This is a genomic window from Flavobacterium pallidum (assembly GCF_003097535.1).
Lineage (GTDB): Bacteria > Bacteroidota > Bacteroidia > Flavobacteriales > Flavobacteriaceae > Flavobacterium > Flavobacterium pallidum.
This window is the reverse complement of record NZ_CP029187.1, coordinates 1,467,380-1,484,281: the sequence shown is the minus strand read 5'-3', so window position 1 is coordinate 1,484,281 and position 16,902 is coordinate 1,467,380. Positions and strand designations below refer to the sequence as shown.

Here is a 16,902-nt window from a genome sequence, read left to right as displayed (position 1 = left end):
GAGCATGAGGAACCAAAGCATCAGAAGCAATCTGGACTGGATCACGGTGATGATTTATATCGTATTGGTCATCATGGGATGGCTCAATATCTATTCGTCGTCGTTGCCCGAAGAAGGCGCCGATTTGTTTGACCTTTCGCAATTCTATGGCAAACAGCTGCTGAACATCATCCTGGCCATTCCGTTAATCATCATGATCCTTTCGGTGGACGGGAAGTTTTATGAAAAATTTGCCGGCGTGATTTATGCCGCCACTGTCCTCCTGGTGGCCGGTTTATTTGTATTTGGAAAAGAAGTGAACGGGCAGACAAACTGGTATTCGTTTGGCAGTTTCAGCCTGCAGCCTGCAGAGTTTGCAAAGATTGGTGCCTCTTTGGCGCTTGCAAAATACCTCAGCGACGTACAGGTCAACTTAAAGGACGTACACCGCCAGGTACAGGCATTGGGAATCATATTCCTGCCCGTATTGCTCATTGCGCCCCATGACCCGGGAAGCGCGCTGATATTCATGGTATTCTTTTTTGTGCTGTACCGCGAAGGATTGCCGTCATGGTATCTTTGGACTGGATTTATAGCTGCCATACTTTTCGTATTAAGCCTGGTCATCACCACCTGGTCTATCATCCTGATCGCAGCAATCATCATTGGGTTTATCTATTTAAGGACAAGGATTGTCAACAGGAATATTATTTTCAGTGGTATGATGCTGATTTTGGTTTCGGGATTTACGGTATCGACAAGCTATGTCTTCGACCACGTTTTCCAACAGCACCACCGCGACAGGTTTAATATCCTGCTGGGCAAAAAAGTAGACGACAAAGGCATCGGATACAACTTAAATCAATCTAAAATCGCCATCGGTTCCGGCGGACTGCTGGGCAAAGGTTACCTTGAAGGCACCCAGACCAAAGGGGGGTTCGTACCGGAGCAACACACCGATTATATCTTCACTACTGTTGGTGAAGAGTGGGGGTTCGCAGGCTCTATGACGGTCGTTTTACTTTTCATGGGGCTGATCGTAAGGATCATTTACATGGCTGAACGGCAGAAAACCAAGTTCAGCCGCGTATACGGCTACTGCGTCGCATCGATACTATTCATACATTTCTTCGTAAATATTACCATGGTCATGGGGTTGTTCCCTACCATTGGCGTACCGCTGCCGATGTTTTCTTATGGCGGCTCCGGGCTTTGGGGCTTTACGGTACTGATATTCATTTTCGTGAAAATGGACGCGAACAAAGTGAACGAGTGGTAATGTAGTAAGCTGTCTCAGTAGGCAGCATCATGGTGACGCTTTACAAATTCTTGATCACAAATTCGCTTCGCCTGTTCAATTCATGCTGCTCTTCCGTGCACGAATGATCCGGAATACATTGGATAATCGGGACTGTCTCACCATAACCCCTGGCGGAAATACGTGCGGCAGGGATGCCCATCTTCAGGAAATAATCGCGCGTGGAAGCGGCGCGTTTTGATGACAATTCGAGGTTGTAGGCATTATTCCCACGCACATCGGTATGTGATCCGATTTCAACCACCATGTCAGGATATTTCTTCATCAATGCTATAACGCGGTCCAGGATCGGTTTGGATTCCTTGCGGATGTACCATAGGTCGTAATCGAAATAAATCGGGTCGGTCTTAATCAACAGCCTGTCCTTATCGCGCACCACGTCCTTCTCTTTACTGAGGATCGCTTCTTCTTTTTCTTTCTTTTTTACGACGGCGAGCTGCTTGTCCTTTTCAAGTTGCTGCTTTTGTTTTTCGGCAAGGTCTTTCTGTTTTTCAGCAAGTTCCATTTTTTCTTTTTCGGCTAAAGCATCCTGTTCCTTTTTGACTGCGGCATCCGACTTCAGTGCCATGGAGGCATCGTTTACCTTATCACGGATTTTACTCAAAGTCAGGTTTCTCGAATCGCTGCTATATGCTTCTTTTGAAGCCAAAACAACATAACTTTCTTCACAATTCCCCTCAAAAGAGAATTTGCCATCGGTTTCTGTCACCTTCCGCGTGATCTCATTCTTATTTTTATCCTGGAGGACGACTGTCGCTCTATCCAAAGGCAATTTAGTGTCCACATCAGAAATAATTCCCGAAATCAACTGCATACAATCCCGGACGATCAAGGGCTTGGTTTCAACCAGGCCATAAATGTCATCGCCCCCATTGCCACCTGGGCGGTCGGAAGCGAAAAAACCTTCCCTGGTTTCTGAATCGATGTTGAAGGCAAAATCATCATATCCTGAATTCACGGGCAGGCCTACATTTAAAGGCACTCCAAAACCATCATTGTGGATATCGGCGACGAAAACATCCATCAATCCAAAGCCCAGATGGCCGTTCGATGAAAAATAGAGCTTGTTGTCTTTCGAAACAAAAGGAAATTGCTCTTTCCGGCTGGTATTGATCTTATTCCCGAGGTTTTCAGGCACGCCATAATTATTGCCGTTGATTTGCACGCTGAAAATATCAAAAGATCCTAACGTCCCCGGCATATCTGATGCAAAATACAAGGTCTGCTCATCGTTGCTAAGGGCCGGATGCTCCACGGAATAGTTGTCATTATTGAACGGAAGCGACGTGATGTTGCTCCATTTACCATCCACCAGCTCTGCCCTGAAAATCTGCATCGTCGATATTTTCTTAGCATTTTTAACGCGCTTCCCATTCTTAAAATTATTACGTGTGAAATACATGGTCCTGCCGTCTTTCGTAAATACGGCATCGGCTTCATGCATTACCGTGTTGATTTCTGCAGGGAAAGGCGCTGCAACCGTGGCTTCCGTCGATGGAATTGAAAACAAATCAAGGTATTGCTCGCCATTCCATTTGTATTTTTTAGCGGCAGCGTCGTTGACAATAGCCGCAAAGACAATTTTATCACCCGACTTTATGGCACCAAATTCGGAGTTTTTCGTATTGATTTTCAGGTTATGGATTTCAAAACGCTCGCCTATCCCGGAGATATTGTCGAGTTCGTGCAGCTTTTTTTCAAAGGCTTCCAACGCTTCGGGCGCCTTGATTTTTTTACGCATAAGTTCGTTTGCCTTGTCGTAATTCCCGGTCGCTTTCAGGCACTGGATGTAGCGGAACTGGTATTCTGCATCAATATTCGGAAAAGCACTCAGTAACAGCCTGTAATATCTTAGCGCATTTTCAATATCATTCGTATAATAATAACAGTCCGAAAGATTGCGGAGTACCTCAAGCGACTGGCTGTCTTTCACGAGTTCTTCATACAGCGGCAGGGCATCGCTGTAGTAAGTACGCTCAAATAAACGTTTGGCACGCTGCTCGGCAAACTCCTGTGCACGGACACCGAAGCATGAAAATAGTACGAGTATGAGGAATACTTTTTTCATATCAGAAGAATCTCGGTGATTTATCATAGCCTTTGCCCAGCAGGTCAAGGTCGAATAGAATAAAGACTTCATGGGTCCCGGAGTTGAACTGTCCCAGGTTTGACAACGTATAATCATAAGCATAACCGATGCGGATACTCGGACTGACCCCGATTGACATCAAGCCGCTTACGGCATCATCCCAGCGGTATGCGGCACCGAGTTCGAAGCGCCTGTTGTACAGGAAATTGGCGGAAATGTCCGTAGTAACCGGCATCCCGTCAATATATTTCGCCATAAAAGCGGGCTTGAATTTAAGATTGCCGCTTAATCTGAACACGTAACCGCCGGTAAAAAAAGTGTGGATTTTTTCAGACCCGATGGCATGGATGCCGTTTTTCTCTTCGATGTGGTTGGTCGAAAGCAGATTGGGTGCCGACAATCCGAGGTAATAATTGTCGGAGAAATAATAAACCCCGGTACCTATATTAGGCTTAAAAAAATTGATGTTTTGCGCAAAAGCCAGATCGGTTGACGGGTCGCCGCTTTCCAGGCGGAAACCGTTGAAATTGGTTTGAAAAGAGGTAAATCCGGCTTTTATCCCGAAGGCCAGTTTCTTTTTATTCTTAAGCGAAATGACGTAAGCAACATCGGCATAGAAATTATTTTCCTTTTTCGCACCGTCACCTATATCGTCCGAAATCAGGGAAACGCCAAGTTCAATCTTACCACTTACGGGAATGTGGCTGAAAAATGTCATTGTTTTCGGGGACCCGACGGCGCCCACCCATTGGGTACGGTACAGACCTCCTACATTCAACACAGATTCTGTTCCCGTGGCATACGCTGGATTCACCGCATTCATATTGTACATATAATGCGTGTATTGCGGGTCCTGCTGTGCCAACAGGACCGTTGCAAATAAAAGAAAAATGACGCTGTGTAATGCTTTTTTCATTTATCTTATCGGTTCAGGTAAAGTCTACCCTGTTTTGACGGAACACTGCCTTTGTTAAACTTAACCACATAAAAATACACCCCGTTCGGGGCAATCTTTTCCCCTCCGGATTCGGTATTGGTACCATCCCATGCCGGTTGATTGATATTGCCTTTAAATAAAATGCTGCCGTAACGATTGTAAATCTCATAGGAATAGTCAGGATAGAGGAATTCGATATCCGGAATCCGGAAGGTATCGTTTACCGAATCGCCATTGGGTGAAAATCCATCGGGGATGAAGAAGTCGTATTGTGTGGGATCTTCGTCGCATTGGGTAAGGGACACCGTAACGGCAAGCACTTCCTGCGACCTGCAGCCAAGCGCTTCCGAAACCCCTACTCCATAATAGATGCCACCTTGCTCAAGAAGCAGGTCATTAGCGAGCAGGTTCCCGTTTTGTTCCGCATCATACCAAAGGACCGCCTGGTCGCCTGATATGTTCGCAGTAAGCTCCGCAAGTGTCGGATTATCGGCACCGCAGAAAAGTGCCCCGTCAGGATTAAGTATGATCGGAACTTGTTCGGTTATGGTTACTGTAATAGATGTTCGTGGTGAGAAACATCCGGTATTGCTGGCTTGGGAAACGAAATAATTCCCACTACTTAAAACGGCATCGCCACTTAAGGGCTGGGTCGCAACTGCGGAAGCATACCACAAATACTGACTCCCTGAAGGCAACAAATCAGTAACGACAGCATTTTCTTCAATACAGAAACTCCTGTTTACTGCCACCGGAGCGGGCGGAATCGTATTGATGCTGAAATTGCCAGCAACGGTAGTGGTGGATTCACAGCTGGTTTGCGGATTATTGATTTTCGAAAGGGAGATCGTTGTGAGCCCGGCATTCGGGACCAATGCCGCCGGAATTATAAAAGTGGCATTTCCGGCCACGGGCGTAATTGTCGCGGTTTGTATCGAAGTAGTATTCGCACCGGAAAGTTCGTAAGAAACGACAACTGGGGTATTCCCAACCAATCCTGAAATAACAACAGGAACCGCACTGCCATAGCAAGCATCAGTAGCCTGCACGGCTATCGTGGAAACATCAGGCAAAGGGTTGATTGTGAAACTTCTGGTAAGGCCGGCATTTATACCGCAACCTGTACCAGGATAATCGGCATGGGTGATGGTAAAAGTGGTATTACCGCTATTTGCAAGTAAAGCCGGAGGGATATTGAATACTGCACTCCCATTGGTAATGACCAGGCTGCCGGTTTGTGCAGCAGCGGTATTGGCCCCGGAAAGCGAGTACGTAATATTCATATCGGTTGTATTGCCAAAACCGGAAAGCAGTGCAAATACAGGTTGCCCGATACACGTATTCTGGATTACGGCTGAAAACGTATTTGCGGGAGGTAACGGATTGATATTGAAAACCACATCCGAATTTACTACAGCGATACAACCTGTAATGGTATTGGTAACGGAGGCGATGCCCAATGTGGTTTCACCTGGGTTTTGGATTAAAGCCGAAGGAATTGTAAAATTTGTAGTACCGGTATTGCTTAATGCAATCGTTTGAAGCGGTGCTGTATTGGCACCGGACAAGGTGTAGCCAAGCGTCAGGTTGGCTTGTGTGCCAAGTCCCGATATTGTTGCTGAAACGGTGCTTCCCTGGCATACATCGGTTACAGTGGCATTCAATGACGATACATCAGGAAGGATATTCATGATAAATTCATCCTGGACATGCGTAGGGCTGGAACAACCCGTCACCAAATCCTGCACAATGGTGAGCGTTACGGTGGTCGACCCGGAATTAGGAAGCAGCGAAGGCGGGATCGTAAACGTCCCGTTGCCCAGCACCGCCGTGAACGTTGCTTCTTGCGCTGTAGCGGAATTTGCGCCGGAAAGGTCGTAAGTGACTTTAACATTTGTCATCGTACCAAGATCGGTTACTAAAACCGTAGTCCCGACAGAAAGGCAGCCACTGTGTGCCTCCAGTGTAATGTTATCTACAAAAGGAAGATCGTAAATGATAAATGTCCTGAATTTATCCACCTCGGCTTCGCAGCCTGTTGTGAGATCAACGATGTGGATGATGTAAAAAGTGGAATTGCCCGTGTTTGGGATCACTGCTGCGGGAATGTCTAACTGTGCCGCACCATTGACCACGTTGATGGTAACATGCTGATTGAGGGCTTTATTGCTGGCAAAAATATTGTAAGTGATTTCATAAGGCCCATCCGGAATATCCATGGTGCTGATGAGTACTATACCATCTGAACCCTTACACACCGTCGGGATGCTGATCACAGCGTCGTCGATAACAGGCAACGGATAGACGTGAAAAATCCCGGGCAGTCCGGCAATATTATCGCACGATTGGTGGCTTGACAAATCCCTTATGTCTGTGATGGTTATGGTATAAGTTCCCACTTGGCCGATGCCGTCCGGCAAAATATCAAAATGGGAAATTCCTGAGGCAAATTCAATAAGCTGCGTACGTGTTTCTGAAATTCCCGGGCCTTCAACATGATAATCTATTTCGTACTGATCACCATCTTTTATCGGATCCGGGCCTTGCGTTAACGTGGCATGAAAAGGGCCACCCCCTGCTTCCCCACAAAAGTCCTCGAATACCAGCGTGGCATCGGTAAGGTCAATCCTGTCTTCAATGATAATCCGGATTTCCGAAGTACTTTTATCGCACACAGGATGCTGCGGAAAAACGGTATAGGAAAAAGTATATTCACCGCTGCCCTGGGTTTGATAAATGTGCTGCAGGTCGATAACCGGATCAAAAGGATCGGACAATTCAGAAGTCCCAGATTCAGACCACAATCCATTGCCATCCTCGCCCTGCAGGATCCCTGAAAGATCGAGGTTTGCATATTGCGTCAGGTCATCAGCTTCACAAACCACGAAATCAGACGCAGAACCTGCATTCGGCGCAGCATAAACTGTAACAAATATGGTAGACGACTTTTCCGGGCAGGAACCAACGGCTTCCGTAGTATAAGTAAACGTAAAAACGCCCGGACCTGTAGCGGCCGCATTGAAATATTTATCCTCTATGATTCCTACATTTGGGGATGTCCATACCCCATTATGCTGCGGATAAGGATCCATACCTATGAAATAATTGAATAAATTAACGTGGTCATTGCTACTGCAGGCTATTCCATCAGGGCTTGGCACCCCAGTATAACCTCCTATTGTTATTGTCACGATGGCATTATTATCGGTACAACCCGGAATATTATTCCTTACATAAATAAAATTAAATACGCCTGTAAAATGGAAATGCCAGAGGTTGAGTTCGCCGGTGAGTACGTTTAATGCGCCGGACTGCATCGGATCAATCCAAAATCCGCCCGGAACTGCATCAGGACCCAGTAAGGCAAAAAGATCTATACTCTGATTTGCAGGGTTGTCATAGTCACAGATTTCAATGGCAGTGTCGGCACCTGCACATTGCGCCTGTATTTTTCCTGTGAAAAGAAAAAAAATCAGCACAAAAACCGGCATTAAACTGCGGGGATTGATTGGTTTCGGTGACATTCGTGTTTTTGGTTAGCGCCAATATAACACTTAATACCGAGAAAACCCTAAATACTTTACGAAGATTTCACATCAAGCGCATCGCGAAACGCATTCCCCGTCATCATGAAAGCCAGGGTAACAAGCATGATGGCAATGCCTGGAACCATGGCCAGATAAGGCTTCCCTAAAATGATGTAGCTGTAATGGTCCTTAATCATACTGCCCCAGCTTGGAACAGGTGGCTGTGCGCCGAGGCCTAAAAAACTCAGCCCGCTTTCCACCAAAATCGCCGAGGCAAAATTGGCCGCTGAAATCACGATGACCGGTGCCATAATATTTGGAAGGATATGATTGAAGATGATCCGGAAATTGCCGTAGCCCAACGCACGCGATGCCGTGACATATTGCATTTCCCGGACGCTGATCACCTGACCGCGGACAACACGCGCCACTTCCACCCACATGGTAAGTCCCACAGCAACAAAAACCTGCCAGAAACCCTTACCCAATGCCAGTGTAATCGCAATCACCAAAAGCAGTGTCGGGATGGACCAGATGATGTTGACAAGCCACATAACGAAAGCATCTGTTTTACCACCGAAATAACCACCGATCGCTCCGAAAAAAACACCTATCACCAGGGAAATAAAAACCGCAACAAATCCAATCGAAAGTGACACTCGGGAACCGACCAGCATCCTGCTCAAAACATCCCGTCCGTATTTGTCAGTGCCTAAAATGAAGCTTTGCTTCTTAATAAAATCTTTTGAAACTTTCCTGATGTCGTGATATCCTGAAAATTGATTAAGCCCAACGGCCTTTACAATTTTAACCGAGGCATCATCATTATATTCCTGATACACAATGGAATCCTTTTTAACTTCATAATGGCTGATCGGGATTTCAGTAGCGGTATTTGCAAATCCGAAAAAATATCCAGAAAGGCCTTTTTCACTCTTATCGCCTGAAGGAATGGAAAGCATCATGACTTCAAATCCCGGCTTTTTGGAATGGATCGACAAATGCATCTGATTGGCATTTTCCGAATTATCCGGCGCAAGCACATAAGCAAATACCGCAAGCAGCAGCACCAGCACGATAAATATGAAACTGAAAACGCCCCAGAAATTCTTCCTGAATTTCCGGAGCGCTATACTGGTTAATGATTGATTTTCGCTCATTAAAATTATGCTTAAGACTTCACCAGCTTATCCTTTTTTTTAAGGTTTACAGTCGGTTTGGCACCTGTATCCTGCAAATCGGAAAGTATATTCAGCGCCTCTTCAACATAGGCATCTTTGGCGAGGCTTTCATGCCATCTTTTCCTTTTTTCCTTCAGGACCTCGTCTTTTTCCATTTGGGTGGTTTCGTATGGCAGCGAAGTAAATTCAAGATTGGTCTTGTAATCGTTGATCACTTTGTACTTCTTGTTTTCTGCTTTGATGCTTTCCTGTTCTTTCCTGAATTTATTGATGTTCAGGCTGTAATCGTTTTCGTCTTTACGCTTTCCGAGCCATTTTGCATTTTCGTCAATAAGCTTGAATTGCTGGCTTTGGGCCACCCTTTTCTTACTGTTTGCAATTGCTTTTTCGAAATTCGGCTGCCTGTCCCAAACATTGTAATTGGCAGGGTCGATCTTATCCCATGGCATCGCGTTTTCGGAATCGCGTTCTCCAACTTCAATGTATGAATATTTGTCCGGCATCTCTACATCGCTGGCAACGCCTTTAAGTTGGGTCGAACCACCATTAATCCTGTAGAATTTCTGCGTGGTGGTTTTCAGCGCACCTAAATCTCCGGTAGAGCTGTTCCGTACGAATTTGGTTCAGGTCGATGACATTCTGCACCGTTCCTTTTCCATAAGACTGCTTGCTGCCAATAATGACGCCACGCTTGTAATCCTGGATTGCCGCGGCAAGGATTTCAGATGCTGAAGCGGAGAAATTATTTAGCATCACCACCAACGGCCCATCCCATTGTACTTTGCTGTCGTTATCTGGAAGCACTTCCTTATTCTTCCCGGTAGATTTTACCTGCACTATAGGACCTTGATCTATGAACAATCCTGCGATATCTACAACGGTACGCAATGAACCTCCTCCGTTATCACGAACGTCGAACACCAATCCCTGTATGCCCTGTTTTTTAAGGCGGTCGATTTCAAGAGCGACGTCTTTTGCAGCATCTCGGCTATCCTTGTTTTCAAAATCGATGTAGAATTTAGGCAGGTAAATCACGCCATACAATTTCCCATCTTTCTTAACGATGCTCGATTTAGCGTAGGTCTCTTCGATTTCAACGACATCCCTGATGATCGAAATTACTTTCATTGAACCGTCGACTTTTTTAACGGTAAGGCGTACTTCGGTACCTTTAGGGCCTTTGATTTTTTTCACGACATCGTCGATACGCATCCCAACCACATCAACAGGCTCTTCTTTGCCCTGCCCTACTTTTAGCACGATGTCTCCCGGCTCGAGTTCTTTTCCCCTCCAGGCCGGTCCGCCTGAGATCAATTCCGTGATTTCCGTAAAATCATTTTTCTTTTGTAATCTGGCTCCGATTCCGTCAAATTTCCCGGAAATACTCGTGTCAAATTTTTCCTTGTCCTCCGGGGCGAAGTAAGAAGTGTGCGGATCGAAAGTTTCCGCTATGGTATTTACGAAAACCGAGAAATAATCATCGCGGTTCAAATCTTTGATAAAACCGAAATATTCATTCAACGATTTCAATGAATTTTCACGTGTTTCTTTCTCAAGCTGTTCGAAAGTTTTAGGCTCATCTTCTTTTGCAGTGGTTTTCGGTGCAGGCTCAGTGGCCTCATCTTCATCATCACCTACGGGCTCTTCCTTAATGCCGTTTTTCTTATCCTCCTGGATTTTCAAACGGTCGGTTAACGAAGAAAGCGTAGAAAGCTTAATCTGCTTGCGCCATTTTTCCTTCAGGTCGGCTGTAGATGTAGCATAAGGCATTTTATCATAATCGATATTGAAACTTTCGTCTACATTGTAATCGAAAGGTTTGGCAAGGATGTCTTTGTAGTAGGCTTTGCTTTCTTCCATACGTTGCATGAGGCGATTGTATGTAAGGTCGAAAAATGTCAGGTCCTTGTTTTTGATGGCATCGTCGACCAGAGTCTCATATTTTGAAAACTCGTCGATATCCGATTGCAGGAAAAACCTTTTGGAAGGATCGAGTGCCGTGATATAGTCTTTGTAAACCACTTTTGAAAAATTATCATCGATATCTTTCGGTGCGTAGTGCCCTTTATTGATCACGAAAGCCAGCAGCTCCAGCAACAACTTATCCTTCTCGGGATCGCTTTTATTCACTTTCGGAATAAAACTCCACAGTGCCACAGACAACGCTGCGACAACCAGCAATACTTTATAGTTTCTTTTCATAAAATTCATAATTGCATTCATCAATTTCGTGCCTAAATTACATAAAAACCATACCAATGATTTCGGGTGTCATATAATTTTTTGTTAAACATGCTAAAATAGGAAGTTCCGTGTAAAATTGCTTAATTTTGCCAAAGGATTTTCCATATTTACGTACGATTTTTCATTAAGATATCAATCCCAGCCCCGATTGCTGCGGCAGTCGCTTCGCTCGTGTGAAGCGGGATCTTTTTTTATCTTAGTCGCCAGACAGATAAAAAAGATACAGTGGAAAGCGGGATTAGCTGCAAATTAAATAAAATGACCTCAAAACCACTGATCTTAGTAACCAACGACGACGGTATTTCAGCGCCGGGAATCCGCATGCTTATAGGCATCATGAAAGAGTTGGGCGAAGTGGTTGTCGTCGCTCCGGACAAGCCGCAAAGTGCTATGGGGCATGCCATCACGATCAACAACATGCTCTACCTGAACAAGGTTTCTGAAGAAAACGGCCTCGAATACAGCTGTTCAGGGACACCGGTGGATTGTGTCAAACTCGCCGTGAATGAAATCCTGCACAGGAAACCCGACCTGTGTGTTTCCGGAATCAACCATGGTTCGAATTCGTCGATCAATGTGATTTATTCAGGCACGATGAGCGCTGCAGTGGAGGCTGGTATAGAGGGCATTCCCGCTATCGGGTTTTCATTATCGGATTTTGACTGGAATGCAGATTTCGGCCAGGCGCGGAAATTCATCCGGAAAATTGCGGCGCATGTGCTGGAAAACGGGCTTTCAAACGGTACGATCCTGAATGTCAATATTCCGAAATTGAAAGAAGACGAAATCAAGGGCATCAAAATCTGCCGGCAGGCGAAAGCCGTCTGGATGGAGAAATTCGACAAACGCAAAACCCCGAACGGCAAGGATTATTACTGGCTGACGGGGGAATTCGTAAACCAGGATGAAGGCGAAGATACGGATGAATGGGCATTGGCAAACGGCTATATTTCTGTAGTTCCGGTGCATTATGACATGACGGCGCACCATGCGATACAGGAACTTAATTCATGGAAAATCAATGAATAAATTACATGTGCTTTCAGGCATTGCCATTGGACTGGCTGCCGCGCTTCTGGGAAGTTATCTCTTGATCATCTGCTTTACCGGCTATGGCTTATCAGAAGGACTTGACACCACGATCGCGTCAGGGCAACTGGGGAAAATCATCACGCTCGGCGCAGTAGTGAATATCGGGTTATTTTTCTTGTTCCTAAAAAGTAAAAAAGACATGGCATGGGGCATCGTTGCTGCTACGGCCATGCTTGCTATTGCTACAATTTTTGTCTGATTATGAAATATTACATTATTGCCGGCGAAGCTTCCGGGGACCTTCATGGCTCGAACCTGATGAAGGCATTGTACCGGGAAGATCCTGATGCGGATATCCGTTTTTGGGGTGGCGACCTGATGCAGGCTGCCGGCGGGACATTGGTAAAACATTACCGTGAGCTGGCTTTTATGGGATTTGCAGAAGTAGTGGCAAACCTTCGGACGATTTTTGACAATATTAAGTTGTGCAAAGCCGATATTGCGAAGTTCAGGCCCGATGCGATTATCTTCATCGATTACCCGGGATTCAACATGCGCATTGCCAAATGGGCAAAACCGCTTGGGTTTAAGACCTATTATTATATTTCTCCGCAAATCTGGGCGTGGAAGGAAAACCGTATTAAAGCCATCCGGCGCGATGTCGATAAACTGTTTGTGATATTGCCTTTTGAAAAGGATTTTTACGAAAAGAAGCACCATTTCCCGGTGAAATTTGTCGGGCACCCCTTGATTGATGCGATACATGACAGAAAAAAAACAAGCTACACCGATTTTATTGCTCAAAACAAACTTGACGATACACCAATCATCGCCATCTTGCCCGGAAGCCGCAAGCAGGAAATCACCAAAATGTTGTCGGTGATGCTGAGTGTTACCGATGATTTCCCGGATTACCAGTTTGTAATTGCAGGCGCACCGAGCCAGGATTTTTCGTTTTACAAACCGTTCCTGCTCCACCCGAATGTTAAATTCGTGCCTAATAAGACTTATGATTTGCTAACGCATGCCCACGCGGCATTGGTGACTTCCGGTACGGCGACTCTTGAAACCGCATTATTTAAGGTCCCTGAAGTGGTTTGCTATAAAGGCGGATGGATATCCTACCAGATCGCAAAACGGATTATTACGCTAAAGTACATTTCACTCGTGAACCTGATTATGGATAAAGAGGTTGTGACAGAATTGATCCAGGACGAATTCAATCGTAAGAACCTCAAAACGGAATTGGGAAAGATCCTTGAACCAATGCATCGAAAAGCACTTTTGGAACAATATGATGCGCTCGAAGAAAAGCTTGGCGGCGAAGGGGCGAGCAGCAAAACTGCCAAACTTATTGTTAATTACCTTAGAGAATAATCCTTCTGTTTTAACAAAAACAACCCTTTAAATTTCAACTCATTAAGCATTGGATTTTGAACTGTACAGAAAGTTTTACACAAATTTAAAGTGTTAAATAGCAACTTTTTTTTAAAATTTTGATATATTTGCCGCAAGAGTTATACTAAAACTTTGGCTCATGGCGTTATGCTTTTTCTGCTCCGCCTGATTTCACAAAAATTCATACCGAATTTTATTTATAAATCTAAATCGTAAAAGCGCATTTGCTTTTGCATGAAAAATAAAAAATAAAATATGTCCGTAACAAAGAACACTTTTACACTTTTCGCGCTTTTATTCGTATTTTCATTTGGGAATGCCCAAATCATTACTTCAAAGAAAGAAGCCATCAAAAAAGGTGTTTATCAAAAACCGGCTGATAAGAAAAACACCGCTGCGACACCCGAAAAACCAAAACTGATTGCTTATACAGATACCAAACCGAAAGAGGTTAAGGACACGAAAGCATTACAAAAACCTAAAAAAACGGCACTTATCAATGACACCAATGACAATGATATCGTTATTGAGTCATATGACAACTACCTGGGCACACAGATGGTGTACAATGCCATGACTTTTATGGGCGTAAGATACCACGGCGGAGGTACGACAACCGCCGGGATGGATTGCTCCGGGATGGTGACTGCCGTTTTCAATATCTTTGAGATCAAACTGCCAAGAAGTTCAAATGATATGGCTAAAGTAGGCCAAAAGCTGGATCGCAAGGATATTCGTGTCGGCGACCTGATTTTCTTTAGGACCAACGGCCGAAGTGTCATCAATCATGTGGGAATGGTCACAGAAGTCAATGATGACGAGATTAAGTTCATCCATTCCTCTACCCAGAGCGGGGTGATTATATCTTCTACAAAAGAACCTTATTACCAAAGGACATTTGCACAGGTGAACCGCGTTACAGGAACGTTGTAGTCCTCACTCATTAAAATTTAACATTTGCTGCGTATTTTACACACTTAGCCGTGTGTAGCTGTTTGTAGTTTTACATCATGAAACCGTAAGGCCGGTGTAAATTTTACTATATGCCACGTAGTCAACAATTAATTATTACTTTCCAGGATCCGGCCTTAACTGCAGGTTTCATATTATTATGGTTAAGCGGAAGGAGTTTAGGGGCTCCTTCCCTTCACCAATAATATTCAGCAGATGAAAGCGCTGAAATTTCCATTGACGCGGATTACCATTTTTTTTGTACTTGGTATAATTTGTGGAAATTATTTCAAACCCAATTTTTATAGCGTATTATTTACTGTCTTGTTGTCCTTTACACTGTGCATTCTTGCGTTTGTATATCTGAGACGACAGCTGACTCAAAAAATGCCATTCGGAGTTTCTTTATATTGCCTTTCCTTCATGATAGGGCTGTTTACTTATACTGCACATCACTACATCCGGGAGAATCATTACACACGCCTGACATCCGATAAGGAAGGGCAATGTTTATTCAAACTCACCATCAACGAAGCATTAAAGAGCAATAGGTATTGTGAGCGATACATTGCGACAGTGCATTCGTTAGAAGGGAAACCTTGCACAGGATTGATCCTGGTCAATGTCAAAAAACAAATCCCCAGAAAAAATATTATTGCAGGCACACAAATCCTGGCTTTTGGCCAGATCATGAAACACAGGCCACCACAAAACCCCAACCAGTTTGATTACGGCAAATACCTTTCCAATAAGTCCATCGAAGCACAGGCATATGTAAATCCGGAAGACATAAAAGTTATCGATACACTAAAAAACATGTCCTATCATGCGGCGGCATTTCGGGAGAGGATCATCAGGAATTTAGAAAAAAGCCATTTTGAAAAGGAAAACCTTGCCGTGGTTACGGCATTGATTTTGGGGCAGCAACAGGACATTTCCAAAGACACCATTCAGGATTACCAGTATGCAGGTGCCATTCACATTCTCTCCGTTTCCGGACTGCATGTAGGATATATCATGTTGTTCATTAACTTTATGTTATTGCGGTTGCCCAAAAACAGGAAGGGCAATACGATTCGCTTGGTTGCCGTATTGACTTCACTGTGGGCGTTTTCATTTATTGCAGGATTGTCGCCATCAATCGTACGTTCGGCAACGATGTTTTCCTTTATGGCCGTTGGCATGTATTTGAAGCGGGAAACATACATATTCCATACTTTACTTGTTTCGCTGCTGTTAATCCTGATGGTTTCGCCAAATTTCCTTTTTGACGTAGGGTTCCAGTTAAGTTACATCTCCTTGTTTTTCATCCTTTGGCTGCAGCCGTATTTTTCAACATTGTGGATGCCAAAACTTAAAATCATAAAATATTTCTGGGACATTGTCACTGTTTCAATGGCAGCGCAAATCGGCGCATTTCCGTTAAGCATTTACTATTTCCATCAATTCCCGGGATTGTTCTTTATCACGAACATTATCATCCTGCCCGGATTGGGCATTATTATGGCGTATGGGGCATTTGTAATGGTCTTTGCCAGTTTTGGAACAGTTCCGGATTATTTATCCAAATCATTGGAATTCCTCATTCGGCTGTTAAACCAGACCATAGGAAAAATCGCTTCATTTGAACAATTCATTATAAAGGACATCCCACTAAACGCGCTGATGATGGCAACGCTTTATCTTTTCATCCTTACATTGTTTATCTGGGCCATGAAACCAAGCTACAGAAAATGCATTTGCATGACATTATGCCTGTTGGTTTTCCAGGGAACGTTGGTTTTCAACAAATGGGAAAATGAAAAAACTGACGAAATAATCGTTTTCAAAAGTAAAAATACCAGCCTGATTACAAAAAGGCATGGCAATCAAATCAATGTATACTGTGATGACAGCTTATGCAAAAGCATTTTTCAAAATCAAAACCTTACTGCTTACCGTGTGGCGAATTTCAGCAACATAAAAAACGTTAGCGCCATGCAGAACCTGCTCTATCTTAACAGGACAATATTTGTGTCTGACAGCAGCGGAATATATCCGGAAAACATCAGGGCAGATGTATTATTGATGACACATTCACCAAAAATCAATTTCGAAAGAATGCTGATGCAACTCAAACCGAATACCGTTATTGCTGATGCATCCAATTTCAGATCATACACCAAACTATGGGAAGCCACCTGCCAAAAACAAAAAATCCCTTTCCATGCCATTGCCGAAAAGGGATATTTTAAGTTGGAGTGAAC

Annotated in this window: 10 protein-coding genes and 1 pseudogene; 6 read left to right on the top strand and 5 right to left on the bottom strand. The window is 44.3% G+C overall.

Going from position 1 to position 16,902, the window contains the following annotated elements; genetic code table 11:
* Nucleotides 1-4: 4 nt before the first annotated feature.
* A complete protein-coding gene (gene rodA, locus HYN49_RS05935) occupies nt 5-1,258 on the top strand; it encodes a rod shape-determining protein RodA (RefSeq protein ID WP_108903262.1) in 1,254 nt (417 codons plus the stop codon).
* Nucleotides 1,259-1,298: 40 nt separating this feature from the next.
* On the opposite strand, the gene HYN49_RS05930 is transcribed toward rodA, so the two are convergent.
* The 5 genes and pseudogenes from HYN49_RS05930 to HYN49_RS05910 form a co-directional block, all read right to left on the bottom strand.
* Entirely contained in the window at nt 1,299-3,365 is a 2,067-nt protein-coding gene (locus HYN49_RS05930; protein WP_108903261.1) for an OmpA family protein, read from the bottom strand.
* Between the two features lies 1 nt (nt 3,366).
* Nucleotides 3,367-4,302, bottom strand: coding sequence for a PorP/SprF family type IX secretion system membrane protein (locus HYN49_RS05925; protein ID WP_108903260.1), 936 nt, complete (start codon nt 4,300-4,302; stop codon nt 3,367-3,369).
* Nucleotides 4,303-4,307: 5 nt separating this feature from the next.
* A complete protein-coding gene (locus HYN49_RS05920) occupies nt 4,308-7,847 on the bottom strand; it encodes a gliding motility-associated C-terminal domain-containing protein (RefSeq protein WP_108903259.1) in 3,540 nt (1,179 codons plus the stop codon).
* Nucleotides 7,848-7,903: 56 nt separating this feature from the next.
* A complete protein-coding gene (locus tag HYN49_RS05915) occupies nt 7,904-9,010 on the bottom strand; it encodes an ABC transporter permease (RefSeq protein ID WP_108903258.1) in 1,107 nt (368 codons plus the stop codon).
* A gap of 11 nt (nt 9,011-9,021) precedes the next feature.
* Nucleotides 9,022-11,254, bottom strand: a pseudogene (locus tag HYN49_RS05910) (carboxy terminal-processing peptidase).
* A gap of 279 nt (nt 11,255-11,533) precedes the next feature.
* Here HYN49_RS05910 and surE point away from each other — a divergent pair.
* The 5 genes from surE (at nt 11,534) to HYN49_RS05885 (ending at nt 16,900) form a co-directional block, all read left to right on the top strand.
* Nucleotides 11,534-12,304 (top strand): 5'/3'-nucleotidase SurE, encoded by a 771-nt coding sequence (surE, locus tag HYN49_RS05905; RefSeq protein WP_108904975.1) that lies wholly within the window; start codon nt 11,534-11,536, stop codon nt 12,302-12,304.
* Nucleotides 12,297-12,566 carry a hypothetical protein gene (locus HYN49_RS05900; RefSeq protein ID WP_108903257.1) on the top strand — a complete coding sequence of 90 codons (270 nt, stop codon included), beginning with the start codon at nt 12,297-12,299 and terminating at the stop codon, nt 12,564-12,566. Before surE ends, HYN49_RS05900 begins: the two co-directional genes overlap by 8 nt.
* A gap of 2 nt (nt 12,567-12,568) precedes the next feature.
* A complete protein-coding gene (gene lpxB, locus HYN49_RS05895) occupies nt 12,569-13,684 on the top strand; it encodes a lipid-A-disaccharide synthase (RefSeq protein WP_108903256.1) in 1,116 nt (371 codons plus the stop codon).
* 276 nt (nt 13,685-13,960) lie between these two features.
* Nucleotides 13,961-14,638: a C40 family peptidase gene (locus tag HYN49_RS15230; protein WP_245892267.1), complete on the top strand. Its 678-nt coding sequence runs from the start codon at nt 13,961-13,963 to the stop codon at nt 14,636-14,638.
* Between the two features lie 234 nt (nt 14,639-14,872).
* The gene (locus HYN49_RS05885) at nt 14,873-16,900 is read left to right on the top strand and encodes a ComEC/Rec2 family competence protein (RefSeq protein ID WP_108903255.1); all 2,028 of its coding nucleotides are present in this window, start codon (nt 14,873-14,875) and stop codon (nt 16,898-16,900) included.
* Nucleotides 16,901-16,902: the final 2 nt, after the last annotated feature.